At 48.3% G+C, this 26,630-nt stretch carries 20 protein-coding genes and 4 pseudogenes; 11 read left to right on the top strand and 13 right to left on the bottom strand.

The annotated features are described in order from the left end of the window. Nucleotides 1-91: 91 nt before the first annotated feature. The 4 genes from caiB (at nt 92) to caiE (ending at nt 4,426) form a co-directional block, all read left to right on the top strand. On the top strand, nt 92-1,309 hold the full coding sequence (caiB, locus tag QUE34_RS00210) for an L-carnitine CoA-transferase (protein WP_032302352.1): 1,218 nt from the start codon (nt 92-94) through the stop codon (nt 1,307-1,309). 73 nt (nt 1,310-1,382) lie between these two features. Next, the gene (gene caiC, locus QUE34_RS00205) at nt 1,383-2,936 is read left to right on the top strand and encodes a crotonobetaine/carnitine-CoA ligase (protein ID WP_103253546.1); all 1,554 of its coding nucleotides are present in this window, start codon (nt 1,383-1,385) and stop codon (nt 2,934-2,936) included. A 108-nt stretch (nt 2,937-3,044) separates the two neighbouring features. Further along, on the top strand, nt 3,045-3,830 hold the full coding sequence (gene caiD / locus QUE34_RS00200; protein ID WP_103253545.1) for a crotonobetainyl-CoA hydratase: 786 nt from the start codon (nt 3,045-3,047) through the stop codon (nt 3,828-3,830). Nucleotides 3,831-3,835: 5 nt separating this feature from the next. Beyond that, a complete protein-coding gene (caiE, locus tag QUE34_RS00195) occupies nt 3,836-4,426 on the top strand; it encodes a carnitine operon protein CaiE (RefSeq protein ID WP_032302350.1) in 591 nt (196 codons plus the stop codon). A 116-nt stretch (nt 4,427-4,542) separates the two neighbouring features. Here the strand turns inward: caiE and caiF are convergent, their stop codons facing one another. The 12 genes from caiF to QUE34_RS00135 form a co-directional block, all read right to left on the bottom strand. Further along, entirely contained in the window at nt 4,543-4,938 is a 396-nt protein-coding gene (gene caiF, locus QUE34_RS00190; protein ID WP_032302348.1) for a carnitine metabolism transcriptional regulator CaiF, read from the bottom strand. A gap of 261 nt (nt 4,939-5,199) precedes the next feature. Continuing rightward, a complete protein-coding gene (gene carB / locus QUE34_RS00185; protein ID WP_001126398.1) occupies nt 5,200-8,418 on the bottom strand; it encodes a carbamoyl-phosphate synthase large subunit in 3,219 nt (1,072 codons plus the stop codon). A gap of 17 nt (nt 8,419-8,435) precedes the next feature. Beyond that, nucleotides 8,436-9,584, bottom strand: coding sequence for a glutamine-hydrolyzing carbamoyl-phosphate synthase small subunit (carA, locus tag QUE34_RS00180; protein ID WP_032183184.1), 1,149 nt, complete (start codon nt 9,582-9,584; stop codon nt 8,436-8,438). A 455-nt stretch (nt 9,585-10,039) separates the two neighbouring features. Then, nucleotides 10,040-10,861 carry a 4-hydroxy-tetrahydrodipicolinate reductase gene (dapB, locus tag QUE34_RS00175; protein ID WP_103253544.1) on the bottom strand — a complete coding sequence of 274 codons (822 nt, stop codon included), beginning with the start codon at nt 10,859-10,861 and terminating at the stop codon, nt 10,040-10,042. Between the two features lie 166 nt (nt 10,862-11,027). Continuing rightward, nucleotides 11,028-11,948 (bottom strand): ribonucleoside hydrolase RihC, encoded by a 921-nt coding sequence (rihC, locus tag QUE34_RS00170; protein ID WP_103253543.1) that lies wholly within the window; start codon nt 11,946-11,948, stop codon nt 11,028-11,030. A gap of 19 nt (nt 11,949-11,967) precedes the next feature. Next, nucleotides 11,968-13,173: an XAC2610-related protein gene (locus QUE34_RS00165; protein ID WP_103253568.1), complete on the bottom strand. Its 1,206-nt coding sequence runs from the start codon at nt 13,171-13,173 to the stop codon at nt 11,968-11,970. 73 nt (nt 13,174-13,246) lie between these two features. Continuing rightward, nucleotides 13,247-14,197, bottom strand: coding sequence for a 4-hydroxy-3-methylbut-2-enyl diphosphate reductase (gene ispH, locus QUE34_RS00160; RefSeq protein WP_103253542.1), 951 nt, complete (start codon nt 14,195-14,197; stop codon nt 13,247-13,249). A 1-nt stretch (nt 14,198) separates the two neighbouring features. Beyond that, nucleotides 14,199-14,648, bottom strand: a complete 450-nt coding sequence (gene fkpB, locus QUE34_RS00155; RefSeq protein ID WP_000004655.1) for an FKBP-type peptidyl-prolyl cis-trans isomerase — start codon at nt 14,646-14,648, stop codon at nt 14,199-14,201. A 107-nt stretch (nt 14,649-14,755) separates the two neighbouring features. Next, complete coding sequence (gene lspA, locus QUE34_RS00150) at nt 14,756-15,250, bottom strand: signal peptidase II (protein ID WP_000083377.1); 495 nt, start codon at nt 15,248-15,250, stop codon at nt 14,756-14,758. Next, nucleotides 15,250-18,066 carry an isoleucine--tRNA ligase gene (gene ileS, locus QUE34_RS00145; RefSeq protein ID WP_001286887.1) on the bottom strand — a complete coding sequence of 939 codons (2,817 nt, stop codon included), beginning with the start codon at nt 18,064-18,066 and terminating at the stop codon, nt 15,250-15,252. Before ileS ends, lspA begins: the two co-directional genes overlap by 1 nt. 42 nt (nt 18,067-18,108) lie before the next feature. Beyond that, nucleotides 18,109-19,050 carry a bifunctional riboflavin kinase/FAD synthetase gene (gene ribF / locus QUE34_RS00140; RefSeq protein ID WP_000767324.1) on the bottom strand — a complete coding sequence of 314 codons (942 nt, stop codon included), beginning with the start codon at nt 19,048-19,050 and terminating at the stop codon, nt 18,109-18,111. Between the two features lie 7 nt (nt 19,051-19,057). Next, nucleotides 19,058-19,276 (bottom strand): DUF2575 family protein, encoded by a 219-nt coding sequence (locus tag QUE34_RS00135; protein WP_001353471.1) that lies wholly within the window; start codon nt 19,274-19,276, stop codon nt 19,058-19,060. A 102-nt stretch (nt 19,277-19,378) separates the two neighbouring features. Here QUE34_RS00135 and rpsT point away from each other — a divergent pair, with 102 nt between their 5' ends. From rpsT to QUE34_RS00105, 7 genes and pseudogenes are all read left to right on the top strand, one after another. After that, a complete protein-coding gene (rpsT, locus tag QUE34_RS00130; RefSeq protein WP_001274021.1) occupies nt 19,379-19,642 on the top strand; it encodes a 30S ribosomal protein S20 in 264 nt (87 codons plus the stop codon). A gap of 486 nt (nt 19,643-20,128) precedes the next feature. Beyond that, the gene (locus tag QUE34_RS00125) at nt 20,129-21,601 is read left to right on the top strand and encodes a type III effector (RefSeq protein WP_103253541.1); all 1,473 of its coding nucleotides are present in this window, start codon (nt 20,129-20,131) and stop codon (nt 21,599-21,601) included. Between the two features lie 243 nt (nt 21,602-21,844). Beyond that, nucleotides 21,845-22,378 carry a fimbrial protein gene (locus tag QUE34_RS00120; RefSeq protein ID WP_103253540.1) on the top strand — a complete coding sequence of 178 codons (534 nt, stop codon included), beginning with the start codon at nt 21,845-21,847 and terminating at the stop codon, nt 22,376-22,378. 50 nt (nt 22,379-22,428) lie between these two features. After that, a pseudogene (locus QUE34_RS00115) lies at nt 22,429-23,111 on the top strand (fimbria/pilus periplasmic chaperone). Nucleotides 23,112-23,123: 12 nt separating this feature from the next. Continuing rightward, a pseudogene (locus QUE34_RS28380) lies at nt 23,124-23,589 on the top strand (FimD/PapC N-terminal domain-containing protein). Continuing rightward, nucleotides 23,510-24,669, top strand: a pseudogene (locus QUE34_RS00110) (fimbria/pilus outer membrane usher protein). The pseudogenes QUE34_RS28380 and QUE34_RS00110 overlap by 80 nt, the downstream one beginning before the upstream one ends. A gap of 12 nt (nt 24,670-24,681) precedes the next feature. Next, nucleotides 24,682-25,641 (top strand): annotated as a pseudogene (locus tag QUE34_RS00105) (fimbrial protein). 37 nt (nt 25,642-25,678) lie between these two features. On the opposite strand, the gene nhaR reads toward QUE34_RS00105, so the two are convergent. After that, entirely contained in the window at nt 25,679-26,578 is a 900-nt protein-coding gene (nhaR, locus tag QUE34_RS00100; RefSeq protein ID WP_001300855.1) for a transcriptional activator NhaR, read from the bottom strand. Nucleotides 26,579-26,630 lie beyond the last annotated feature (52 nt).

Below are 26,630 nucleotides of genomic sequence, written 5' to 3'. Positions count from 1 at the left end.
TCAGGCCTACGGGAGCACGAATGTCGGCCGGATAAAGCGTTTACGCCGCATCCGGCAGTCATGCGCTACATAAATTTTTCAGGAGCTAATAATGGATCATCTACCCATGCCGAAATTCGGGCCGCTGGCCGGATTGCGCGTTGTCTTCTCCGGTATCGAAATCGCCGGACCGTTCGCCGGGCAAATGTTCGCAGAATGGGGGGCGGAAGTTATCTGGATCGAAAACGTCGCCTGGGCCGACACCATTCGCGTTCAACCGAACTACCCGCAGCTCTCCCGCCGTAATTTGCACGCGCTGTCGTTAAATATTTTCAAAGATGAAGGCCGCGAAGCGTTTCTGAAATTAATGGAAACCACCGATATCTTCATCGAAGCGAGTAAAGGTCCGGCCTTTGCCCGTCGTGGCATTACCGATGAAGTCCTGTGGCAGCACAACCCGAAACTGGTTATCGCTCACCTGTCCGGTTTTGGTCAGTATGGCACCGAGGAGTACACCAATCTTCCGGCCTATAACACCATCGCCCAGGCCTTCAGTGGTTACCTGATTCAGAACGGTGATGTTGACCAGCCAATGCCTGCCTTCCCGTATACCGCTGATTATTTTTCTGGCCTGACCGCAACCACGGCGGCGCTGGCAGCACTGCATAAAGTGCGTGAAACCGGTAAAGGTGAAAGTATTGATATCGCCATGTACGAAGTGATGCTGCGTATGGGCCAGTACTTCATGATGGATTACTTCAACGGCGGCGAAATGTGCCCGCGCATGACCAAAGGTAAAGATCCCTACTATGCCGGTTGCGGTCTGTACAAATGCGCCGACGGCTACATCGTGATGGAACTGGTGGGCATTACCCAAATTGAAGAGTGCTTTAAAGATATTGGCCTCGCACATCTGCTCGGTACGCCGGAAATCCCGGAAGGCACTCAGCTTATCCACCGTATCGAATGCCCTTACGGCCCACTGGTAGAAGAGAAACTCGATGCCTGGCTGGCGACACATACCATCGCAGAAGTAAAAGAACGCTTTGCCGAACTGAATATCGCCTGCGCCAAAGTGCTGACCGTACCGGAACTGGAAAGTAATCCACAGTATGTGGCCCGTGAATCGATCACCCAGTGGCAAACAATGGATGGTCGCACCTGCAAAGGGCCGAATGTGATGCCGAAATTCAAAAATAACCCCGGTCAAATCTGGCGCGGAATGCCATCACATGGCATGGACACAGCCGCCATTTTGAAAAATATCGGCTACAGCGAAAACGACATTCAGGAGTTGGTCAGCAAAGGTCTGGCCAAAGTTGAGGACTAAACGCGTGGCGTCAGTCGGCTTGCCTGACTAGCGCCCGCCCAATAACAAACGAACAAAAATGGATAGAGGTGCAATGGATATCATTGGCGGACAACATCTACGTCAAATGTGGGACGATCTGGCTGACATTTACGGTCATAAAACGGCGTTGATTTGTGAATCCAGCGGCGGAGTCGTTAACCGGTACAGTTATCTTGAGTTAAATCAGGAAATTAACCGCACGGCAAACCTGTTTTATACGCTGGGGATTCGCAAAGGCGACAAGGTTGCTCTACATCTCGACAACTGCCCGGAATTTATCTTTTGCTGGTTCGGGCTGGTAAAAATTGGCGCAATTATGGTGCCGATTAACGCCCGCCTGTTGCGCGAAGAAAGCGCGTGGATCCTGCAAAATAGCCAGGCGTGCCTGCTGGTGACCAGTGCGCAGTTCTATCCCATGTATCAACAGATTCAGCAGGAAGATGCCACGCAACTGCGGCACATTTGCCTGACAGATGTGGAGCTTCCCGCTGATGATGGCGTGAGTTCGTTTACTCAACTGAAAAATCAACAACCTGCCACCTTGTGCTATGCACCGCCGCTATCGACTGACGATACGGCGGAAATTCTCTTTACCTCCGGTACCACTTCCCGGCCGAAAGGGGTGGTGATTACCCATTACAACCTGCGCTTCGCCGGATATTACTCCGCCTGGCAATGTGCACTGCGTGACGATGACGTCTACCTGACGGTAATGCCTGCGTTTCATATTGACTGCCAGTGTACTGCGGCGATGGCGGCGTTTTCTGCCGGGGCCACCTTTGTGCTTGTCGAGAAATACAGCGCCCGCGCCTTCTGGGGACAGGTGCAGAAGTACCGCGCCACCGTTACCGAATGCATTCCGATGATGATCCGTACCTTGATGGTGCAGCCGCCTTCTATGAACGATCGGCAACACCATCTGCGAGAAGTGATGTTTTATCTCAACCTGTCTGAGCAGGAAAAAGACGCATTTTGTGAACGCTTTGGCGTCCGCTTGCTGACGTCTTATGGGATGACGGAAACCATTGTTGGCATTATCGGCGATCGCCCCGGCGATAAACGACGCTGGCCGTCAATTGGCCGTGCAGGATTTTGCTACGAAGCGGAGATCCGCGACGATCACAATCGTCCGCTCCCGGCTGGTGAAATCGGTGAAATCTGCATTAAAGGCGTACCAGGGAAAACCATCTTCAAAGAATATTTTCTTAACCCGCAAGCCACTGCCAGAGTCCTGGAAGCCGATGGCTGGCTGCACACTGGCGATACCGGATACCGCGACGAAGAGGGCTTTTTTTATTTCGTCGATCGCCGCTGCAATATGATTAAACGCGGTGGCGAGAATGTCTCCTGCGTGGAGTTGGAAAATATTATCGCCGCGCACCCGAAAATTCAGGACATCGTGGTTGTTGGTATTAAAGATTCGATTCGCGATGAAGCCATCAAAGCGTTTGTGGTGCTGAATGAAGGTGAAACATTGAGCGAAGAGGAATTCTTCAACTTCTGCGAACAGAATATGGCGAAATTTAAAGTGCCCTCTTATCTGGAGATCAGAAAAGATCTGCCACGTAATTGCTCGGGGAAAATAATTAGAAAGAATCTGAAATAAATGAAACGGCAGGGAACTACCCTGCACACTAATAATCACGTTCTAAAACAATATGCATTTTTTGCAGGGATGTTGTCGTCCCTGAAAAAGCAAAAATGGAGAAAAGGAATGAGTGAATCATTACATCTGACCCGCAATGGATCAATTCTGGAAATTACCCTTGATCGCCCAAAAGCGAATGCTATTGATGCAAAAACCAGCTTTGAAATGGGCGAAGTATTTCTAAATTTCCGTGACGATCCGCAATTACGTGTCGCCATTATTACCGGTGCCGGAGAGAAATTCTTTTCCGCAGGCTGGGATTTAAAGGCGGCAGCAGAAGGCGAAGCACCTGATGCTGACTTTGGCCCGGGTGGTTTTGCGGGATTAACCGAAATTTTCAATCTCGACAAACCGGTTATCGCAGCTGTGAACGGCTACGCCTTTGGCGGCGGCTTTGCACTGGCACTGGCGGCAGATTTTATTGTCTGTGCCGATAACGCCAGCTTCGCCCTGCCGGAAGCCAAACTGGGCATCGTTCCTGACAGCGGCGGTGTGCTGCGTCTGCCGAAGATCCTGCCGCCTGCTATCGTCAATGAAATGGTGATGACCGGCAGAAGAATGAGCGCAGAAGAGGCGCTGCGTTGGGGGGTAGTCAACCGCGTGGTTAGCCAGGCGGAACTGATGGATAACGCCCGCGAACTGGCGCAACAACTGGTTGACAGCGCCCCGCTGGCGATTGCGGCGCTGAAAGAGATCTACCGCACCACCAGCGAAATGCCGGTAGAAGAAGCGTATCGCTATATTCGCAGCGGCGTGTTGAAACACTATCCATCGGTTCTGCATTCGGAAGATGCCATTGAAGGGCCGCTGGCGTTTGCCGAAAAGCGCGATCCGGTGTGGAAAGGACGTTAACAACCGTGAGTTATTACGCCTTTGAGGGGTTAATTCCAGTGGTTCACCCGACGGCGTTTGTCCATCCCAGTGCGGTCTTGATTGGCGATGTGATTGTGGGAGCCGGTGTCTACATCGGCCCACTCGCCTCACTGCGTGGTGACTACGGGCGGTTGATCGTGCAAGCGGGAGCCAATATTCAGGATGGTTGCATTATGCATGGCTACTGCGACACTGACACCATCGTTGGGGAAAACGGCCATATCGGGCACGGAGCAATCCTACATGGTTGTGTGATTGGTCGCGATGCATTGGTCGGGATGAACAGCGTGATTATGGATGGCGCGGTCATTGGCGAAGAGAGCATTGTTGCCGCCATGAGCTTTGTCAAAGCAGGCTTTAGCGGCGAGAAACGCCAGTTGTTGATGGGTACGCCTGCCCGCGCTGTACGCAGTGTTAGTGACGACGAGTTACACTGGAAGCAGTTGAATACCAAAGAGTATCAGGATCTTGTCGGCCGCTGCCATGTAGCGTTACATGAAACGCAGCCGTTGAGACAAATGGAGGAAAATCGTCCCCGTTTGCAGGGGACGACGGATGTGGCGCCAAAGCAGTGACATCGTCGGATGCGTCGTAAACACCTTATCCGACCTGACTGGAGAGCAACCGTAGGCCGGATAAGATGCCAGCATCGCATCCGGCAACCAGACCGCACGGTATCAACGAAATTAAATTAACGACGCATACTCTTCGACAACATCATTTGCCACTTCTGCTCGCGGTTAAGTTCCGTGAGTGGAACGGCAGGAATACGCGGCGTCTTTCTGACACCGACGACTTTTTCCCGACTGTTATTGCGCAGGCGCGCGTAAATTTGCTCATCGATATCGACCACTTTAACCAGCCGCTGGCACTGGCATCCCCGCCCTTCCAGCTTATTAGGGATCATCTTAACTTCGCAGCTTATTTCTGTGACTTCCGACAGAATATAAGTCAGGGTATTAACCGCCTTGCTGTGTTCAATATCGAAATGAATAGAGATCTCTCTTGCTATCACCCACCGATTTTCAGCCATCATCCATTCGGCGATTAACAAGTAGAGTGGTTTTTCAACATATCCTTCACACATACGAACTCCAGTTTCACAAATTAAAAGTCTGGCTATGACTCGTTTTGAAGCAATTAAACAAGGCCATATTAAAATTGTGGATATATCGATAGTATGCAACTTCACCGTCGATAAGTGTGAGCTAAATCCTGCTTATGTCATCAAAAAATATCGATTCCCCAAAAGATTTACTTAATGGGCAAAAAAAACGGTCCTCATCAGAGAACCGTATTAGTTATTCGATCAAATTAGCGGATGAAAAATATCCGCCATGACACGCTATTATTTGATCTGCGCGTGCATTTCCTGCACCGAAATTACTTTTTCAGTCGCATCGGCATTCAGCGCCATCGCGGTAGCGAAACCACCGTTCAGGGTGGTGTCATAGTGCACTTTATATTGCAGCGCACTGCGACGAATCACGCGGGAGTCCTCAATCGCACGACGGCCTGAGGTGGTGTTGATGATGTAGGTATATTCGCCATTCTTGATACGGTCCTGAATGTGCGGACGACCTTCATGCACCTTGTTCACCAGACGCGGGTTAATACCTGCTTCGCCCAGCACAATCGCTGTGCCGTGGGTCGCATCCAGCTCGAAGCCCTGTTTCAGCAGTTTTGCCGCCAGGTCAACCACGCGTTCTTTATCGCCTTCACGCACGGAGAGCAACGCACGACCGTGTTTCTTCATCGTGGAGTTACTGCCCAGCTGCGCTTTGGCAAACGCTTCAGCGAAGGTGCGGCCCACGCCCATCACTTCCCCGGTAGAGCGCATTTCTGGCCCTAACAGCGGGTCAACGCCGGGGAATTTGTTGAACGGCAGCACCACTTCTTTCACCGAGTAATATGGCGGGATAACTTCTTTAGTTACGCCCTGCTCAGCCAGCGATTTGCCAGCCATCACACGCGCTGCCACTTTCGCCAGCGGTACGCCGGTGGCTTTAGAGACGAACGGAACGGTACGCGCCGCACGCGGGTTAACTTCAATCAGGTAGACTTCGTTGTTTTTCACCGCAAACTGCACGTTCATCAGACCGCGCACCTGCAATTCGAAGGCCAGTTTCTGCACCTGTTGGCGCATCACATCCTGAATTTCCTGACTTAAAGTGTAGGCTGGCAGAGAACATGCAGAGTCACCGGAGTGCACGCCCGCCTGCTCGATATGCTCCATGATGCCGCCAATCAGCACCATTTCACCGTCGCAGATGGCGTCCACATCCACTTCTACCGCGTCATCGAGGAAGTGGTCCAGCAATACTGGTGCATCGTTAGACACGCTCACCGCCGTCTGGAAGTAGCGACGCAGGTCAGCTTCGTCATAGACGATTTCCATCGCCCGACCGCCGAGAACGTAAGACGGACGCACCACCAGCGGGTAACCAATCTCTTTTGCCTTCTCAACCGCCATTTCAATAGCGGTAACGGTGGCGTTCGCCGGTTGTTTCAGTTTCAGACGGTCAACCGCATGCTGGAAGCGTTCACGGTCTTCCGCACGGTCGATAGCATCCGGGCTGGTGCCGATAACCGGTACGCCAGCGGCTTCCAGTGCGCGCGCCAGTTTCAGCGGGGTCTGGCCGCCGTACTGGACGATAACGCCTTTCGGCTTCTCAATACGCACGATTTCCAGCACATCTTCCAGGGTTACCGGCTCAAAGTAGAGGCGATCGGAAGTGTCGTAGTCAGTGGAGACGGTTTCCGGGTTACAGTTAACCATGATGGTTTCGTAACCGTCTTCACGTAGCGCCAGCGAGGCGTGTACACAGCAGTAGTCGAATTCAATACCCTGACCGATACGGTTCGGGCCGCCGCCGAGCACCATGATTTTGTCACGGTCAGATGGGTTGGATTCGCACTCTTCTTCATAGGTGGAGTACATATACGCGGTGTCGGTGGCAAATTCTGCCGCACAGGTATCCACACGTTTGTAGACCGGGTGCAGGTCATACTGGTCGCGTAGCTTGCGGATTTCCGCTTCGCGCACGCCCGCCAGTTTAGCCAGACGCGCGTCGGCAAAACCTTTGCGTTTCAGCTGGCGCAGGAAGTCAGCGTTCAGGCCGGTGATGCCCACTTCTGCGACTTTCTCTTCCAGACGCACCAGTTCTTCTATCTGCACCAGGAACCAGCGGTCAATGTTGGTCAGATTGAAGACGCCGTCTACAGACAGGCCCGCACGGAAAGCATCGGCGATGTACCAGATACGCTCTGCGCCTGCGTCTTTCAGTTCGCGGCGGATTTTGGTCAGCGCTTCCGGGTCGTCCAGGCTGACTTTCGGGTCGAAGCCAGTTGCGCCCACTTCCAGGCCGCGCAGCGCTTTTTGCAGGGATTCCTGCTGCGTGCGACCAATCGCCATCACTTCGCCAACCGATTTCATCTGAGTGGTCAGACGGTCGTTAGCACCGGCGAATTTCTCGAAGTTGAAGCGAGGAATTTTGGTGACCACGTAGTCGATGGACGGCTCGAAGGAGGCCGGAGTACGCCCGCCAGTGATGTCGTTCATCAGTTCGTCGAGGGTGTAACCAACCGCCAGTTTCGCCGCCACTTTGGCAATCGGGAAACCGGTGGCTTTCGACGCCAGCGCCGAAGAACGGGACACTCGCGGGTTCATTTCGATAACAATCAGGCGACCATTTTTCGGGTTCACCGCAAACTGGACGTTGGAACCACCGGTTTCAACGCCGATTTCACGCAGTACCGCCATCGAGGCGTTACGCATGATTTGATATTCTTTGTCGGTCAGCGTTTGGGCTGGCGCGACAGTGATGGAGTCACCGGTGTGGATGCCCATCGCATCGAAGTTTTCGATAGAGCAGACGATGATGCAGTTGTCGTTTTTATCACGCACCACTTCCATCTCGTACTCTTTCCAGCCGATCAGCGACTCATCAATCAGCAGCTCTTTGGTCGGAGAGAGATCCAGACCGCGGGCGCAAATTTCTTCAAACTCTTCGCGGTTATAAGCGATACCGCCACCGCTACCACCCATAGTAAAGGATGGACGAATAATGCACGGGAAGCCCACTTCAGCGGCAACTGCCAGCGCTTCTTCCATGGTGTGTGCGATACCGGAACGCGCGGTTTCCAGACCAATTTTCTTCATCGCTACGTCGAAACGGCGGCGGTCTTCTGCTTTATCAATCGCATCGGCGGTAGCACCAATCATGGTGACGCCGAACTCCTCCAGCACGCCCTGACGCTCCAGCTCCAGCGCACAGTTCAGCGCTGTCTGACCGCCCATCGTTGGCAACACCGCGTCCGGACGCTCTTTTTCAATAATCTTGCGTACCACTTCCCAGTGAATCGGCTCGATGTAGGTCGCATCAGCCATTTCCGGGTCGGTCATGATGGTCGCTGGGTTGGAGTTCACCAGAATGACGCGGTAACCCTCTTCGCGCAGGGCTTTACATGCTTGCGCGCCAGAGTAGTCAAACTCACACGCCTGACCGATAACAATCGGGCCCGCACCCAGAATCAGGATACTTTTTATATCTGTACGTTTTGGCATGGCTCTTTTACTCCTGATTACTTAGCGGTTTTACGGTACTGCTCAATTAACGCGATAAAGTGGTCGAACAACGGCGCGGCGTCGTGTGGACCCGGACTGGCTTCAGGGTGGCCCTGGAAGCTGAATGCCGGTTTATCGGTGCGATGAATGCCCTGTAACGTACCGTCGAACAGGGATTTATGCGTAACACGCAGGCTTGCAGGTAATGTTGCTTCATCCACCGCAAAACCGTGGTTCTGGGCGGTGATCATCACCACGTTTTTTTCAACATCTTTAACCGGATGGTTGCCGCCGTGGTGTCCAAATTTCATTTTGACAGTCTTCGCACCGCTCGCCAGCGCCAGCAACTGATGGCCGAGGCAGATGCCGAATACCGGGATGTCGGTTTCGAGGAATTTCTGGATGGCAGTAATAGCGTAATCACACGGTGCCGGGTCGCCAGGACCGTTGGAGAGGAAGATACCGTCTGGATTCATTTTCAGTACATCTTCGGCAGATGTTTGCGCCGGAACGATGGTCAGGCGGCAGCCGCGGTCAACCAGCATGCGCAGGATGTTGCGTTTGGCGCCGAAATCATAAGCCACGACGTGGAACGGCAACTCGTCTTCTTTCTTCGCTTCTGGCAGGCCGCCGGTCAACGTCCAGCTCCCTTGTGTCCAGCTATAGGCTTCTGCGGTGGTCACTTCTTTTGCCAGATCCATGCCGTTCAGACCTGGGAACGCGCGGGCTTTTTCTAACGCCAGCGCCGCATCCGGGTTGTCGCCCGCGATAATGCAGCCATTCTGTGCGCCTTTCTCACGCAGCAAACGCGTCAGCTTACGGGTATCGATATCAGCAATCGCCACAATGTTATGGCGTTTCAGGTAAGAAGAGAGGTCTTCGGTATTACGGAAGTTGCTGGCAATCAGCGGCAGGTCGCGAATCACCAGACCTTGGGCATGTACCTGAGAAGATTCTTCATCGGCGTCATTAGTGCCGACATTGCCAATATGGGGATAAGTAAGAGTAACGATTTGACGAGAATAGGAAGGATCAGTGAGGATTTCTTGATAACCGGTCATTGAAGTATTGAAAACGACTTCCCCAACCGCCGAACCTGTTGCCCCTATGGCCCGACCGTGAAACTGGGTTCCGTCTTCCAGAACCAATAGCGCTGACTTAATCAAAACACCCTCCAGAGAATATTCACTCACTTTATTTGCATATTAATTCACAATGATGACGTAAATCAATGCAAATCTGCTTACCGACGAATTTCTGGCAAACGGCGGCATTCTGGAGAGATGAGAGCTAAAAGTCAACTTAATGGTGGTATTTTTTATATTATTTTGTGGCTCATGCATGTTTTGCAGGCATTAAGCGACAAAAAGATCATATAACCCGTTCTGGAAAACGCTTGCGCAGCAAGAAGATTGTATAAAATCAAAACGCGTAGAAAAAAGTGGACCAAATGGTCAAAATTTACATTAAAACAACAAAAACAGAAGAGAAAACATGTTATTTTTAGCACGATATACGCTTTTATAAATAAAAAACTCAAAATAAAAGGGCTAAAAATTAAAGCCCTTTATAATCAATAAATTAAATATGTTATTTTTGCACCATCACAAATGTTTTGTGGTTACAAATTATTGAGATCAAGCACATCTCGCATATCAAAAAGACCACTTTCCTTACCACTCAACCACAATGCCGATCTTACCGCACCGTTAGCAAATGTCATGCGGCTGGAAGCCTTATGGGTGATCTCCAGACGCTCGCCGATATCGGCAAACATGGCGGTATGTTCACCAACGATGTCACCCGCACGCACGGTAGCAAAACCAATCGTTCCAGGTACGCGTTCACCGGTATGCCCTTCACGACTGTAGACCGCGCATTCTTTCAGGTTTTTATCCAGCGCGTGAGCTATCGCCTCCCCCATCGCCAGTGCGGTACCTGACGGAGCATCAACTTTATGCCTATGATGCGCTTCGATAATTTCGATATCGGTGTAATCACCCATCACTTTCGCTGCTTTCTCCAGCAGCTTAAGCATGACGTTGACGCCGACGCTAAAGTTGGCGGCAAAGACAATCGCAATATCGGCGGCCGCGTCACGAATCGCCTGTTTACCGGCTTCGTCAAACCCCGTAGTGCCAATCACCATCCCTTTGCCATGCTGGCGACAAAAAGCGAGATGGTTCAGCGTACCTTCCGGACGGGTAAAATCGATAAACACATCAAAATCATCTTTTATCGCATCAAGGCTGCTTTGCACAGTAACGCCTGTTTTTCCTGCACCAGCCAGCTCACCGGCGTCGCTGCCCAGTAAAGAAGATCCTTCGCGCTCCAGCGCCGCGCCCAGCTGCACGCCTTCTAATGCCAGCGCCGCCTGAATCAACTGGCGGCCCATACGCCCCCCGGCTCCCGCGATGGCAACGCGGATGTTTGCATCATGCATAGCTATTCTCTTTTGTTAATTTGCATAGACCGTTTTCAGAGTAACCAGCGCATCGCTACGCCGCCAGCCAAAAACGCTGATAATTAGAAATTAATGATAAACAGGGAGGGATATCAGTGAAAGGCATGAGTCGATGAATGACTGCATGCCGATAACATGTGACAGGTTACGACGCCAGAGCCAGCACCTCAGCCACCCACTGCTGGAAACCTTTCACATCCAGATCCAGCGCCACCTGCACGTTTGCAGGTTTACTCAGGCAACCATCAATATCAACAACCGTAGTACCTGAGGTAAATTCGCCCTGCGTTTCCACCGCCACAAAACACGGCTTGAGAGTAAACAATTCCGGGTGTACCAGCCAGGCGATAGCGCAAAGATCGTGCATACGCAGTCCACTTTGCATACTGCCGCTACGGTAGTGGCTAAACAGGGCGTGTAGCATTTTTCCGGTGCGATTCAACTCCGGCAAAGTAGCGAGATAGTCAGGGGTTAACATTGCCTGATTGGTGACATCCAGACCACACATGACGATTTCGATGCCGCTACGGAAGACACAGGCTGCCGCTTCTGGATCGGCAGCGATATTAAACTCGGCGTTTGGCGTACAGTTGCCGCGTCCGGCAGAACCGCCCATGATCACCAGACGGCGAATATGCGGTTTGCATTCCGGGCATTGTGAAAGTAACAGCGCAATATTGGTTAACGGGCCGATGGCTACCAGCGTAACAGGCTCAGGCGCACGCAGCAGGGCATCACGAATCGCCAGAAATGCGGGTTTGTCCAGTGGGCTTCTGTTGTGCTCGACAAAGTCGTAGCCAGCCATTCCCGATTCACCGTGTACAGATGCCGCATTACGCGGTGCGCGTACCAGCGGCACGGAGGCTCCCTGGGCAAGCGGAATCTCCGCATTCCAGAAATGCAGCAGTTGCAGGGCGTTGCGGGTAGTTTTCTCTACCGAGACATTACCCGCGACGGTGGTCATCAGTTGCAGGTCAAGTTCCGGGGCAAAAATCGCGGCGGCAATGGCGACGGCATCGTCAATGCCTGGGTCAGTATCAAGGAAGATGGGTATAAGTTTTGTCATTACTGTCTCTCCTGGCTTGTTACTTGCTCATGGCTTTGAACTCATCGCGGCTGATACAGATATCCGAAATATCTTTATTCGTCACCAGACGCGGGCTAAGTTTATCGCCTTCAACAAACGGTACTAGCGGGCAAAATTCCCCTGGAGACGCTTTATCTTCCTGCCACTGAATTTCAATGGATTCCGGCTTCATACCTGGTTTCTCTGACTGAATGACTGTGCGGATATCCGTGGTTAACTGAAATGGCTCACACCCCTTCACATCAGTAAAAGTCGGCGTCAGATGACCATTCTTACGTTCCTGCAGATAAAAAATGCGGCCATCGTGATAGGAAGGAATTACGTAGCAGGTATACATTTTACCTTTACTTAGCACGGGCTGAAGATAACTTGAACCTCTCTCGATCAATTCAACCTCTTTCCCCTTCCAGCGATAAACGTCAACCCCGTGACTACAGCAGCTTCCTCGCCAATGGCTGACGATCTGCTTATATTCTGCATCTGGCTCCGGCGAGGTGATTTCCTGATAAGACGCAGGCGCATCAACAAAACGTTGTGTTGAGGGATCGTAAAGCCAGGTTTGTTCGGGGATATTGGGTCCAGCGGGTAACTCTTGCGGAATGGAAAGATCCGGATAACCATCAAAATTAACATCCTTCCATTGAGGCGTAAAAATGCTACAAGTGCCGATAGAAGCAGTATATAAGGTCTGTATCGGTTTCCCATCACGATATAATTTTATTGCTGAAATGACCGGAACATTATTACAGTCGATCGCTTTGGAAGGGTCGTAATCGTCATTCACTTCCGCCACCAGCACCAGATCAATGCCCGGATCGTTTTTGGGTTTGTTATAGTGAAGCGCAATGGGGAAATGGTGTTTTTTATCGGCTGAAGTCCATACACCTTTTATCTCAATCGGTGAAACTTCAGCATCCCATTGACCAGAAAGTGTCTGTGTGCGCTCCTCAAGAAGCAACCGCTTAACTTGGAGAGATCCACGCAGAATTAATCGCATTTTTCTCTGATTGCAGGGTTCATAGCAATAGCTACCATGAAGGTCGTTGTTAATCCGCGTGATATCGACACTTACCTGCTTACCCGCAATCGTCCCGGAATAATTTCGATCCCAGAACGGAAATTCAAGCTGCGAAGCGCCATTGGCCGCTCCCAAACAAAATACAAAAGCCAAAAATCCCGCCAATCCATAAGCTATCTTGCTCATCATCCTTGCCTCCGCAGAAGAGTACAGCTAAAAAAAACCAGCAACGAATGTGCTGGTTTTGAATGATTAATCTTTACTCGACTTCACGAATATCGACACGCAGCTCTTTCGGCACTTCGAAAACAATGTTTTCTTCACGGCCTTCCAGCGGGATGGCTTCACCACCGCCCAGCTGCTGCAAACGTGCTACCACATTCTGCACCAGAATATCGGGAGCCGATGCGCCCGCAGTCACGCCGACGCAGTTCACGTCTTTTACCCACTCTTCCTGGATATCTTTCGCATCGTCAATCAAAAACGCGCGTTTGCCCATACGCTGGGCCAGTTCCGCCAGACGGTTGGAGTTGGAAGAGTTTTTTGAACCAACCACCAGTACTACTTCCGCCTGTTCTGCCAGAGCGCGTACCGCTTCCTGACGGTTAGTGGTGGCGTAGCAAATGTCATCTTTGCGCGGCCCGACAATTTTCGGGAAGCGTTTACGCAACGCATCGATCACATCAGACGTGTCATCCACCGACAGCGTAGTTTGGGTCATAAAGGAGAGTTTCTCTTCGTTTTTAACCGTCAGTTTCCACACATCGTCCGGCGATTCGACCAGATACATTCCCCCTTCCGGGTTGCTGTACTGACCCATCGTCCCTTCCACTTCCGGGTGACCGGCGTGACCGATAAGAATAGACTCTTCACCACGGCGGCTGGCACGGGCGACTTCCATATGCACTTTGGTCACCAGTGGACAGGTAGCGTCAAATACCGTCAAATCACGGCTTTTCGCTTCGTTACGTACCGCCTGAGAAACACCGTGTGCGGAGAAGATCAGGATCGCGCCGTCCGGCACTTCGCTGATCTGCTCAATAAAGATAGCACCACGTTCGCGCAGGCTATCGACCACGTAGCGGTTATGCACCACTTCGTGACGGACATATATCGGTGCGCCGTAAATGGCCAGCGCGTTTTCAACAATGCTGATAGCGCGGTCTACCCCGGCACAAAAACCACGTGGGTTGGCCAACAGGATCTGCATGTTACGCCTCCAGTGCCGGATCGATTTCCAGCACTTCAATATCAAAATGAACGGTCTGCCCGGCCAGCGGATGATTGAAATCAACGGTAATGGAGTCGCCGTTGATTTCGCGGATCACGCCAGGCATCTCACTGCCATCCATTGCAGTAAAAAGCATGATTGCACCAATTTCTGGCTCGCCTGCATCCATAAACTCACGGCGGGAGAAGTACTGAATCAGGTCCGGTGACGGCACGCCAAACGCCGCATCTGGCTCCAGCGAGAAGGTGGTTTTATCGCCCACTTTCAGCCCCAGCAGGTGTTGCTCCAGACCTTCGGAGAGAGAAGCATCGCCCAGGCGGAACAGCGCCGGTTTACCGTTGTTGCGGGTAGACTCGGCGGTGGTGCCATCGTCGAGTTTTAGCGTGAAGTGCACCAGGACGGCGCTATTGCTCTGTACAGATTCAGACATGCAGGTTTGCTCTTATATTTTGAGGATTTTTGCCGGATGCAGCCTACGATTTCGCAGCAATCTGTAGGCCGGATAAGATGCGTCAGCATCGCATCCGGCAGGGTTTATTATTGTTTTTTCGCTTTAGAAGGCAAAAAACCTTCCAGCACAATCAGTGCCGCACCGACACAGATGGCAGTATCGGCAAGGTTGAAGGTAGCGAAGTGCCAGTCGCCGACGTAGAAGTCGATCATATCGACAACGAAGCCGTGCCACAGGCGGTCGAACAGGTTGCCCAGCGCACCGCCAATAATCAGCGCGTAAGCGATATTGTTTAGCTTCTGCGTGGCCTTCGAGCGATACATCATCACCATCAGGATCACGCTAATACCAATCGCAATACCGGCAAAGAACCAACGCTGCCAGCCGCCACTATCGGCAAGGAAACTAAACGCCGCGCCATAGTTACGCGCATAATGCAGATTAAGCGACGGGAACAGCGGGACCGTATCCCCCAGAGCAAAGTTCTGGAGGATCAGGTATTTGCTGCCCAGATCGATAATCAGCACGACTACCACCAGCCACAGCCAGCGTAGCCCTGTTGAACAAATCGATTGACTCATCAGGCAAACTTACGTTTTTCACCGTCACCGGCGACGTTGCTGACACAGCGGCCGCAGATTTCTGCGTGTTCCGCCACCTTGCCGACATCCTGGGTGTAGTGCCAGCAGCGTGGGCACTTCTCACCTTCGGCTTTACTCAACGCGACTTTCAGCCCTTTGAGTACTTCGCTCTGCTGAGCATCAGCAGGGGCGTCGTTATAGTCTGCAACGGTAGCGCCGGAGGTCAACAGGACAAATCGTAATTCATCGCCCAGCGCGGTCAGTTTCGCCGCCAGTTCCGGTTCTGCATACAAGGTTACTGCCGCTTCCAGCGAGCCACCCACTTTCTTGTCGGCACGTGCTTGCTCAATGACTTTGTTCACTTCGCCACGCACTTTCAGCAGCTCGTCCCAGAACGCATCGTTCATCGCTTCGCTGTCTGCCAGACCAAACAGGCCTTCGTACCACTCGCCGGTGAAGACGTATTTTTCACGTTCGCCCGGCAGATAGCCCCACACTTCATCAGCGGTGAAGGAGAGGATTGGTGCCATCCAGCGAACCAGCGCTTCTGCGATGTGATACAGCGCAGTCTGGCAGCTACGACGCGCCACGCTGTCCGCTTTCGCGGTGTACTGGCGGTCCTTAATGATGTCGAGGTAGAAAGAGCCCATCTCAACGGAGCAGAAGCGCATCAGACGCTGTACCACTTCGTGGAAATCGTATGCTTCGTACGCCTTGAGGATGTCTTCCTGCGCCGCTTTCGCACAACCTACGGCCCAGCGATCCAGTACCACCATCTCTTCCGGTTTCACCATATCTTTTGCCGGATCGAAACCGTTCAGGTTTGCCAGCAGGAAACGTGCAGTGTTACGGATACGACGATAGCTGTCGGCAGCACGTTTCAGGATCTCGTCAGAAACGGCCATTTCACCGGTGTAGTCAGTTGATGCCACCCACAGACGCAGAATATCCGCGCCCAGTTTGTTCATCACATCCTGCGGCGAAACGGTGTTGCCGATGGATTTAGACATCTTGCGACCCTGACCATCCACGGTAAAGCCGTGGGTCAGTACCTGACGATACGGCGCTTTGCCTTTCATCGCGGTGGAGATCATCAGGGAAGACATGAACCAGCCACGGTGCTGGTCAGAACCTTCCAGATACATGTCCGCTGCGTGACCAGCAAATTCCGGACGCACGTCAACAACAGAAGAGTGGGTAGATCCGGAGTCAAACCATACGTCCAGCGTATCCGGCACTTTCACGTACTGGTCAGCTTCGTCGCCGAGGATCTCTTTCGCATCAAGATCCCACCATGCCTGAATGCCATCAACTTCAACGCGTTTTGCCACTTCTTCCATCAGTTCGAGGGTACGCGGATGCAGCTCTTCCGTGTCTTTGTGCACGAACAGTGACATCGGTACGCCCCAGGTGCGCTGACGGGAGATACACCAGTCAGGACGGTTAGCGACCATCGACTCGATACGCGCCTGGCCCCAGTCAGGGATCCACTGCACGCCTTTGATCTCTTTCAGTGACTGCGCACGCAGACCTTTCTGATCCATGCTGACGAACCACTGCGGCGTAGCGCGGAAGATGATCGGCGTTTTGTGACGCCAGCAGCACGGATAGCTGTGCTGCATTTTCTCAACGTGCAGCAGCGCGCCTTTTTCCTGTAGCAGCGCAACGACGATGTCGTTCGCTTTGAAGACGTTAACGCCATCCAGCGTCGGGTAAGTACCCGGCAGATAAGTACCGTCCGGGCCAACCGGGTTAGCGGTTTCCAGACCGTATTTCTGACCGATCACATAGTCGTCCGGGCCGTGGCCAGGCGCGGTATGAACGGCACCGGTACCGGCATCCAGCGTAACGTGATCGCCAAGAATTGCCGGAACGTCGAAGCCCATAAACGGATGGGTAAAGCGAAGCAGCTCCAGCTCCGCACCTTTTACCGTGCCGAGAATGGTGTAATCGGTCACGCCGATACGCTGCATTACGCTTTCAACCAGATCTTTTGCCAGAATCACAGCCTGACCGTCGATCTGCACCAGCGCATAGTCGAAATCAGGTGCAATAGAGATTGCGCGGTTGGCAGGCAGAGTCCACGGCGTGGTGGTCCAGATCACCAGCGAGATTGGGCCGTTAACGTTGCTTACGCCAAATTTTGCTTTCAGCGCATCCTGATCGACCGCCTGGAAAGCGACGTCAATGGACGGAGAAGTTTTGTCGTAATACTCAACTTCCGCTTCCGCCAGCGCAGAACGGCAGTCAACGCACCAGTGTACCGGCTTCGCGCCTTTGTGCAGGTGACCGTTGCCAATGATTTTGCCCAGCGCGCGGATGATGTTGGCTTCAGTTTTGAAGTCCATAGTCAGGTACGGGTGCGACCAGTCGCCCAGCACGCCCAGACGGATAAAGTCTTTGCGCTGACCGTCAACCTGGGTCGCAGCGTATTCGCGGCACTTAGCGCGGAACTCGGCGGCGGTGAATTTCTCACCCGGCTTGCCGTATTCTTGCTCTACTTTCAGCTCGATCGGCAGACCGTGGCAGTCCCAGCCAGGCACATACGGCGAGTCATAACCGGAAAGCCCTTTGGACTTCACGATAATGTCTTTCAGAATCTTGTTAACCGAGTGACCAATATGAATGCTGCCATTCGCATAAGGAGGGCCATCATGCAGAATGAAGGTTTTTTTGCCTTTTTTAGCCGCACGAATGATGCCGTACAGATCATCATCAGTCCAACGCGCCAGCATTCCCGGTTCGCGCTTGGCGAGATCGCCACGCATCGGGAACCCTGTTTCCGGCAAATTCAGGGTTGATTTATAGTCACTCATCAGATTCTCGGTTCCGTATTTCGGTTTGATTACATAACAGGCTTAAGCCGGTTTTGTTAGCCCAAAAAATTCGCGGGCGGTTAATTCATCACGCGCAATCTGCGCTTTCAGTTCGTCCAGCGACGCAAATCGCTGCTCATTGCGTATTTTTTTACGCAGCACTACTTGTATATGGCGACCGTAAAGGTCCATTGCAACATCTAACAAATGCACTTCCAGCTGCTGGCGAATACCGGCAACCGTTGGGCGTGTTCCGATGTTTGCAACGCCGGGTAACGGCTTTTCACCGAGGCCCAGCACTTCTACCGCATAAACCCCTTTCACCGGGGAAACCTGACGGCGCAGCGGTACATTCGCCGTCGGGAAACCTATAGTGCGCCCTAATTCATCACCGTGGACCACACGCCCGGAGATGGCAAACGGGTGCCCCAGTAAACTTTCTGCCAGAGCCAGATTGTCATCCGCCAGCGCCTGACGTACAGCGGTACTGCTGATGCGCACGCCACCTTCGCAAAAAGTTTGCGTACTGGTGATATCGAAGCCGTATTCCGCGCCAGCTTTCTGTAATAACAAGAAATCGCCTTCACGACCAGCGCCAAAGCGGAAATCATCCCCTACAGCAAGAAATTTTACCCGCAAATGCTTCACCAGAAGATCGCTGATGAAATTTTGCGCGGTTAACGCCGCGAAACGCCTGTCGAAACGCACGCACAGCACGTAATCAACGCCACACTCTGCAAGGTAACGCAGTTTTTCCCGCAGTCGGGTCAGCCGTGCCGGGGCTTTATCGGTAGCAAACAGTTCCAGTGGTTGAGGTTCAAAAAGCATCACCATCACCGGTAAGTTGCGCTTGCGCCCTTCTTCCTGCAAGCCCTGTAACAGCGCGCGATGACCGCGATGCACGCCGTCGAAATTACCAATAGTCAGCACACACCCTTCTTGCGGGGCCTGGCTGAGATTATGTATGCCGCGTATCAGCTTCATGTCTGGCTCAAAACAGTGAAAATCGTCCGAGTATACCTTGTACAGCGGTCAAGGTTAACCGGCGATTGAGTACCGAAATCAGAAAGAAGTGGCTTTTCATTGCCATGCCGCAAATTACGGGAAGAAACAGACCGCCTGCTGCAATTTTTATCGCGGAAAAGCTGTATTCGCACCACGCAAGCTGGTAGAATCCTGCGCCATCACTACGTAACGAGTGCCGGCACATTAACGGCGCTTATTTGCACAAATCCATTGACAAAAGAAGGCTAAAAGGGCATATTCCTCGGCCTTTGAATTGTCCATATAGAACACATTTGGGAGTTGGACCTTGGCTAATATCAAATCAGCTAAGAAGCGCGCCATTCAGTCTGAAAAGGCTCGTAAGCACAACGCAAGCCGTCGCTCTATGATGCGTACTTTCATCAAGAAAGTATACGCAGCTATCGAAGCTGGCGACAAAGCTGCTGCACAGAAAGCATTTAACGAAATGCAACCGATCGTGGACCGTCAGGCTGCTAAAGGTCTGATCCACAAAAACAAAGCTGCACGTCATAAGGCTAACCTGACTGCACAGATCAACAAACTGGCTTAATCGCCAATTTGCTGAAGCTTTGTGAAAAAGCCCGCGCAAGCGGGTTTTTTTATGCCTGCAGCTTTTGTGATGCGTGAGAAAACACACTGCCGGTTGCCAGAGAGTCAAAAGTTACAGGTTCTTGCAGACATGCCGTTACACTCTCTGAACTCTTCGTGACTTAAGAATCGTAGAGTCATCGGCTGATATATTCTGAATAAGAATATCTACTCAATCTTCAGACTCCCCCTACACAGAATGTGGAGATTGTGATACACATTGAGGTATTAAACTTAAGACCACTCTATCTTTGAATTAAATTCCTATACACTTTAACCATCCATAAATATCACTTTATTAAATCTAATAAATTATTAACCACAATCAATACAGGTTAAATACTTATTTATAATGTACTTATTAAAAACTAATGAGCGATTTTTGATAGTAATCACATATACTTTAAAATAAATTAATAAAAAAACTCATCAAATTCAAGGACTGATAATGAAAGATGGTATATATACTTTGCCACATTATCTTTATAAATCAAATATAGCAGATAATGAAACAATAAAGGAAACAAGAAAAGACAATTCATTAAAAATATTATGCGAGTATAAAACAGAGTTAATTATTTTATTTGATGATTTTCTTAGAAGCCAACAGTTACCTAAAATATCTCCAGCACTTCATTTTTTATTTCAACAGACTAATTTGATAGATGCGCATTTTTATAGATGTAAAGTCCAAGAACACACAATCCAACTTTCTTTTTTAAAAGACAAAAACATCACATTACTTAGATTGGATGTTTTTGATGACGTCACAAGTGAATATATTACTGAAGATATTAAGATATCAGAAGATTGCCATGTCAAATTCCTTAAATTTTTAAAGACAAACTTCGATCAGGAAATATACGATCAGTTATATACTCCTGAAATATTTTATGAAGCCTGCAAAAAAGTTCAGTCATTTTATGATCATCAGGATACCTTGCTAAACAGAAAATACAGAGAAATAGACAAGAAAAAAGGTTATCTTAGCAAGGAACTCAAAAAGCTAATTAAAATGAATACATACCCTGAGTTATACAATGGGCAATATCAAAAAATCCCTTACTTATCCATCGATGTTAACCAAGATATAACATGGCAGAATTTTAAAACTAGCAACACAGCATATTCACAGCTTTGTGAAAAATTATCATCTTTTAAAATTACGACTAATCAATTAATACAAAAAACAGCTTGCTGCACAACTGAAAAAACGACCACCAATAAATTTAATGTTGTCTTTTCTTACGACGGATATTATATAAAGGAATTTATACTTTTATTACCCTATAATAAATCCATGGAGATTTATGAACTTAACAAGCAAAAAATCCAGTACTTGACTGCTCCAAATATTAACATACATAAAATATTGCTATCAAACTTAACGATAGAAAAGAGCAACCTGACATATGGTTATTATTCCACTTGTATATTATCAAATATATCATGCTTTGAAAGTGACTTATCAAACACAACCTTTTTCAATGGAGAAATAAATAATCTTTTCTTAAAAAAATGTAATATATTTGGAGTATTCTTCATTAAAACAAAAATAAAAAACCTTCTCTGTGAAGATATTATGCCTGTTCGATGGACCACTCAACTTGTCAATAAGTACTTAGGTAACATATATACAGGAGTATTCAAAACACTGGGAAGTATTGATGACAAAGCGTCTCGTTTCGAAATTTTGATTCCATTGGTTCAAACATTAGTTCGCGACAATGTAACGCTAAATAATGATGTGTATCAAGAATTGAGTAAGTATATGCACGATTACGACAAAACATCTCCGGAAATGAGTAAATACCTTCAGAGCATCAATGAAAGTATGTTCCTTATGACAAACATCCCTCATCAGGATCCCCCCCCAAAGAAAGATGTTATTCAGAATAAAATTACATCTGATGTATATTAATTCACTGCAGAGAAATAAAAAAACCTGAAACATGCACTCAAATATCCTACTCTTCACTCTAATGAGTGAACCCCAGAACTTTTATAAAGAAGCGAGCAACGAAGAATATTAAACTTTCAACATTTCATCAACTTCACATCAAAAATTTAAAAACTTAAACATTAATATAAATACTAACAACCTGATCACATAATCAGGTTTGAAAATGAGTAACCTTCCATACTAGTCAATTAAGAATGATTTATGAAAAAGTATATTATTCCGTTCGTGGCGACAACGTTGATATTCAGCGTAACAACCTTCGCCAAGGATGTCGATCAAGGAACGCTAACCATTAGAGGAGAAGTTGTTGATACAACGTGTTACTTTGTTAATGGTGATTCAACAACCGATATTGTTGTCGAAGATGTTGTAACCAGTGCAATGAATCAACTTATTAATAATGAAATCTATACTTTAAAAACCGGTTCAACCGCTCATGACTTAGAAATTCAGTGTGATGGCAATACAGCACCAAATATCGAAGTATTAGCCTCAGAGTTTGATGCTAATAACTTTACGTTGAATAAAGGAACTGCTGAAAACGTTGGCTTTGCCTTTTTCCTCGGTGATGGAAATATGACAAGAATATTGCCAGGTGTAAAAACACCGCTGAAAGATAATGGTTCTGGACAATATTTTCTTAATATAAATGCACAATATGAGCGTACAAGTACCGATCCTGTAACAAAAGGTTCCGTGGAGTCAACCGTGACGATTAAAATCAGTGCAGATTAAAATTTTTATGCCGGTAGCTCTGCTACCGGTATTATTTACGGAGTGATTACATGAGAATTATAACAGCATTGCTGATGTCATTTTTTATTTTACCTGTTCATGCGGGTGTGGTCATCTATGGTACGCGTATTATCTATCCAGAAAAAAACAGAGAAGTTCTCGTACAGTTAATGAATCAAAGCAAAAATGCCTCTTTGATTCAGGCATGGATCGATGATGGAAACACAACTATCGCGCCAGAAAAAATTCAGGTCCCATTTATTCTCACTCCGCCAGTAAGTCGTGTAGCAGGAGGTTCTGGCCAACAACTAAAAATAAAAAAATGCCAAACAACTTACCTCACAATAAAGAAAGTTTATTTTATCTAAATGTTATGGACATCCCTCCAAACAACCCACAAAATGCTGGAAAAAACAAAATTAAACTTGCATTACAAAACCGTATAAAGTTATTTTGGCATCCCGAAGGCGTAGCGCCGGTAGATAAAAAAAGCCTGTCTCAATTAAATATCAAAAAGAAAGATAATGCCATCTCAATAAACAATGAAACAGCGAACTGGATAACGATTACAACTATCAAAGCCCAAAATGTGAAAGTTAATAATGAAAGTATATTACTACCTCCATTTTCTAATAACGACATTACATTAAAAAATAACAACGCCTCAGAGTATGAACTAACGGTAGTTGATGATTACGGGAATAATATCAATAGTAAAATCGCTGCAAAATAACAGGTAAAAGTCATGTTAAGGACGACACGATGGGTCGCTGCAATTATTATTTTGTATTCTTTTCCAGGTTATGCTGAAGAAACTTTTGATACACACTTTATGATCGGCGGCATGAGAGGAGAAAAAGTTTCTGAATATCATTTAGATAATAAACAACCGCTTCCAGGAAACTACGAACTTGATATTTATGTAAACCACCAGTGGCGTGGAAAACAAGATATCATGGTCCCAGAGTCACCAACCAAACCATGTCTGCCTGAGGAGCTGTTCACCAAACTGGGGGTGAAGACCGATAAGATCAATACAGAAGATCATTGTATTTCACTGGATGAAGCGGTTCATGGTGGTCAATATCAGTGAACACCGACTAAATTTAACGATCCCACAGGCGTATATCAATGAACTTGAAAGAGGTGACGTTCCTCCGGAAAGTTGGGATCGCGGCATTGATGCTTTTTATACCTCCTATAATTTATAGTCAGTATCGCTCTTATGACAGTAATAATAACAGTAATACAGCCAGTTATGGTCGTTTTAACAGCGGATTAAATTTATTTAGTTGGCAATTACACTCTGATGCCAGCTATAGCAAGCCTGATGATATGAAAGGCACATGGCAAAGTAATACTCTTTACCTGGAACGTGGCTGGTCGCAAATATTAAGCACAGTTCAGATAGGAGAAAATTACACATCCTCACTCATATTCGACTCTCTGCGATTTAGCGGAATACGCTTATTTCGCGATATGCAAATGCTACCTGATTCTATGCAGAACTTTACACCTTTAGTACAAAGTGTTGCGCAAAGTAATGCCTTGATAACGGTTACGCAAAATGGCTACATCATTTACCAAAAAGAGGTTCCCCCGGGACCATTTACTATCGCAGATTTGCAACTTTCGGGCAGCGGCGCTGATCTCGATGTCAGCATAAAAGAAGCGGATGGTAGTGTTCGTTCCTTTTGGTGCCCTACTCTTCCGTGCCCAACATGCTGCAACCAGGTGTTTCAAATCTCGATTTTATCGCCGGACGCAGTAAGATATATGGTGTAAATAATCAGGAGGACTTTCTTGAGGCAAATTATTTATATGGCCTCAACAATCTTGTGACACTGTATGGCGGTTCGATTTTAACTGATAACTATAATGCAATAACGTTAGGAAATGGTTGGAATACACCGCTGGGTGCTATTTCTTTTGACGCTACCCGATCGAGTAGTAAGTTATATAATGATAAAATACACGAAGGTACAAGCTATCAGGTCGCCTATAATAAATATCTAGTGCAAACGGCTACTCGCTTTAGCGTGGCCGCCTGGCGTTATGCTTCGCAGGATTACAGGACATTCAGCGACCATCTTTACGAAAATGATAAACACAATCATCATAGTGAATATGATGATTTTTATGATATTGGCAGAAAAAATAGCCTTTCTGCCAATATTATGCAACCTTTATCCACCGGCATAAAAATTGCTCTCAACGATGAACAGAACTTATTTTGTACCATTACTTTTAAAAACGTTATCGATGAAAATAAAACATATATATGTCAGTAAAAGGAGTTTACTATGAAGTGGCTTTTATTGCTCTCCTTGAGTCTATATTCTTTTATTGTACAAAGTGCTCCCTGTACACTGACTAATGTCGGTGAACAACGTGGAACTTACACTCTAAAACCACTTAATATGAAAGGTAATCTCGCTGTTGAAAAAATTGAAAACACTGGAAATATCATTGAGTGTGCGGATTTGCAAGATACGACCAACGCCATTAAAGTTCATTTTTTAACACTGAACGCCTTAAGGTTTAAAGTGGGGGGCGTCATTATATTATTAATTTTCCTTTTGAATCTAACGGTAAAAAAAATAGAACTACCCGGCAAATCATCTTATAATTTAGAAGAAATCTTATCTGCAATAAATTTCACGATTCCATATTCTATTACTTCGTTACCAGATAATTCTTATATCTCAGATATTTTTCCAGGGGCACCTTTTCCTTTGTTGTTCGAAATTGAAGTGAGCTCATGCATAGGGAGTAATACTAATTGTAACAGCGTCCGCTTTAACTTTAATTTAAATACCATTTTACAGGTTAACTTAATGACTTGTGGTTTTGAAGACAAATCCATCGACACTGGACGATTTGTACTGTCTCGTATCAATAGTGAAAATTATCAGTTTCATCATATAAGATTTGACTGCATCCAGGGCGAGCAAGGTGAATTAGTTTTTGAACCCAGCGAAGTTGAATATTACTTTGAACCAGTGACGATACAGGAGTCAGGGAGCAGCATATTAAAAAATGAGTTAGAAAATAGTGAGGAAGGTGCTGGTCAAGTAGGCTTTCAACTCTCGAATGATGATACGAATGAAATCCTGTATGGCAAAAGCAATAGCTATGCTTTTCAGCATCCCCATGAAGGAAGTAATCAGATTCCTCTTTTTATTCGCCCGCGTACATATGGAAATAATGTCTCAAGCGGGCAAATAATGAGCCGAGTCAAAATTGTGGTTATATACAACTAATCTATCTCCCCCACCTTAACTTTGGGGGAGTTGCCGATTAACGCGCCGCTGGACTAAAAAGCGCAGAATAATCCGTATTGCAGATTCGCTGTACCGCTGGATGCTGAATCATCCGCTCAGCAAAAATGGCATGGTACTCTTCCATCACATTTTCTACGCGACCAATTTCCACGACAGTTTTATCGGCATAAAAGTCATATGCATAAAGCGTTGGAGCAACGAAGATTGCATTGTGCATCGCACCAAAAGCTTTCATTAATGCGGCATCATCAAACTCGCCAAGGATTTCTACGTTTAATCCCTGGGAGTTAAACCAGTTAAGCAATTTGCGCCCTAACATTGAACGTCGCCCAGGAATCAAAAGCCGCCGTTCTTCCAGACAAGCCGGGAACGGTTTTTCCGGTGGTGGATTTGTACACCAGAAACTCACGCCACATTCGCCAATTCTCACGGAGAACAGGCCTTCCTGCTGCGTAGAATCTATCGGACAGTCGGAAATGATCATATCCAGTTTATGCTGGCTTAATTGCTCCAGCAGCATTTCGTGGGTGGATTCGAAGCAGCGAAGATGAATCGGCTCGCCTTCTACCACTGCGGCGTTAAGTACGCTACTGACCAGGCGTTTGGAAAGTGCATCAGCCACGCCAACGTCAAACAATAAATTGGACTCTTTGCGATAGTTCACGATATCCAGCATTTCCTGGCTTAAGGTAAACATTTTATCGGCATAGCGATAGACCAGCTCTCCCAGCTCGCTGGGTTCGAGACCACGTCCCTTGCGCTTAAATAATTTGCCTTGCAGGCGCTCTTCCAGCGCCCGAATCTGTCCGGTAATGGTTTGTGGTGTTAAATAAAGCGCCTCCGCTGCGCCAACCACGGAACCTTCTTTATAGACATGCCAGAAGTAATACAAGTGGTTGTAATTGATATGAGACATGCTCATTTCTCTCCCTGATAACAATGAAAAGGGAGCCGTTTATGGCTCCCCG

Origin of the sequence: Escherichia sp. KS167_9B, from assembly GCF_030295215.1 — a bacterium.
Classification (GTDB): domain Bacteria; phylum Pseudomonadota; class Gammaproteobacteria; order Enterobacterales; family Enterobacteriaceae; genus Escherichia; species Escherichia coli_F.
This window is presented reverse-complemented; position numbering and strand designations above follow the sequence as displayed.

Coding starts and splice junctions, on each gene's coding strand:
- nhaR (WP_001300855.1), bottom strand. CDS start 26,578: ATGTCTCATATCAATTACAACCACTTGTATTACTTCTGGCATGTCTAT.
- QUE34_RS00120 (WP_103253540.1), top strand. CDS start 21,845: ATGAAAAAGTATATTATTCCGTTCGTGGCGACAACGTTGATATTCAGC.
- ribF (WP_000767324.1), bottom strand. CDS start 19,050: ATGAAGCTGATACGCGGCATACATAATCTCAGCCAGGCCCCGCAAGAA.
- fkpB (WP_000004655.1), bottom strand. CDS start 14,648: ATGTCTGAATCTGTACAGAGCAATAGCGCCGTCCTGGTGCACTTCACG.
- QUE34_RS00165 (WP_103253568.1), bottom strand. CDS start 13,173: ATGAGCAAGATAGCTTATGGATTGGCGGGATTTTTGGCTTTTGTATTT.
- ispH (WP_103253542.1), bottom strand. CDS start 14,197: ATGCAGATCCTGTTGGCCAACCCACGTGGTTTTTGTGCCGGGGTAGAC.
- dapB (WP_103253544.1), bottom strand. CDS start 10,861: ATGCATGATGCAAACATCCGCGTTGCCATCGCGGGAGCCGGGGGGCGT.
- ileS (WP_001286887.1), bottom strand. CDS start 18,066: ATGAGTGACTATAAATCAACCCTGAATTTGCCGGAAACAGGGTTCCCG.
- QUE34_RS00125 (WP_103253541.1), top strand. CDS start 20,129: ATGAAAGATGGTATATATACTTTGCCACATTATCTTTATAAATCAAAT.
- caiC (WP_103253546.1), top strand. CDS start 1,383: ATGGATATCATTGGCGGACAACATCTACGTCAAATGTGGGACGATCTG.
- caiD (WP_103253545.1), top strand. CDS start 3,045: ATGAGTGAATCATTACATCTGACCCGCAATGGATCAATTCTGGAAATT.
- caiF (WP_032302348.1), bottom strand. CDS start 4,938: ATGTGTGAAGGATATGTTGAAAAACCACTCTACTTGTTAATCGCCGAA.
- carB (WP_001126398.1), bottom strand. CDS start 8,418: ATGCCAAAACGTACAGATATAAAAAGTATCCTGATTCTGGGTGCGGGC.
- QUE34_RS00135 (WP_001353471.1), bottom strand. CDS start 19,276: ATGTGCCGGCACTCGTTACGTAGTGATGGCGCAGGATTCTACCAGCTT.
- lspA (WP_000083377.1), bottom strand. CDS start 15,250: ATGAGTCAATCGATTTGTTCAACAGGGCTACGCTGGCTGTGGCTGGTG.
- caiB (WP_032302352.1), top strand. CDS start 92: ATGGATCATCTACCCATGCCGAAATTCGGGCCGCTGGCCGGATTGCGC.
- rihC (WP_103253543.1), bottom strand. CDS start 11,948: ATGACAAAACTTATACCCATCTTCCTTGATACTGACCCAGGCATTGAC.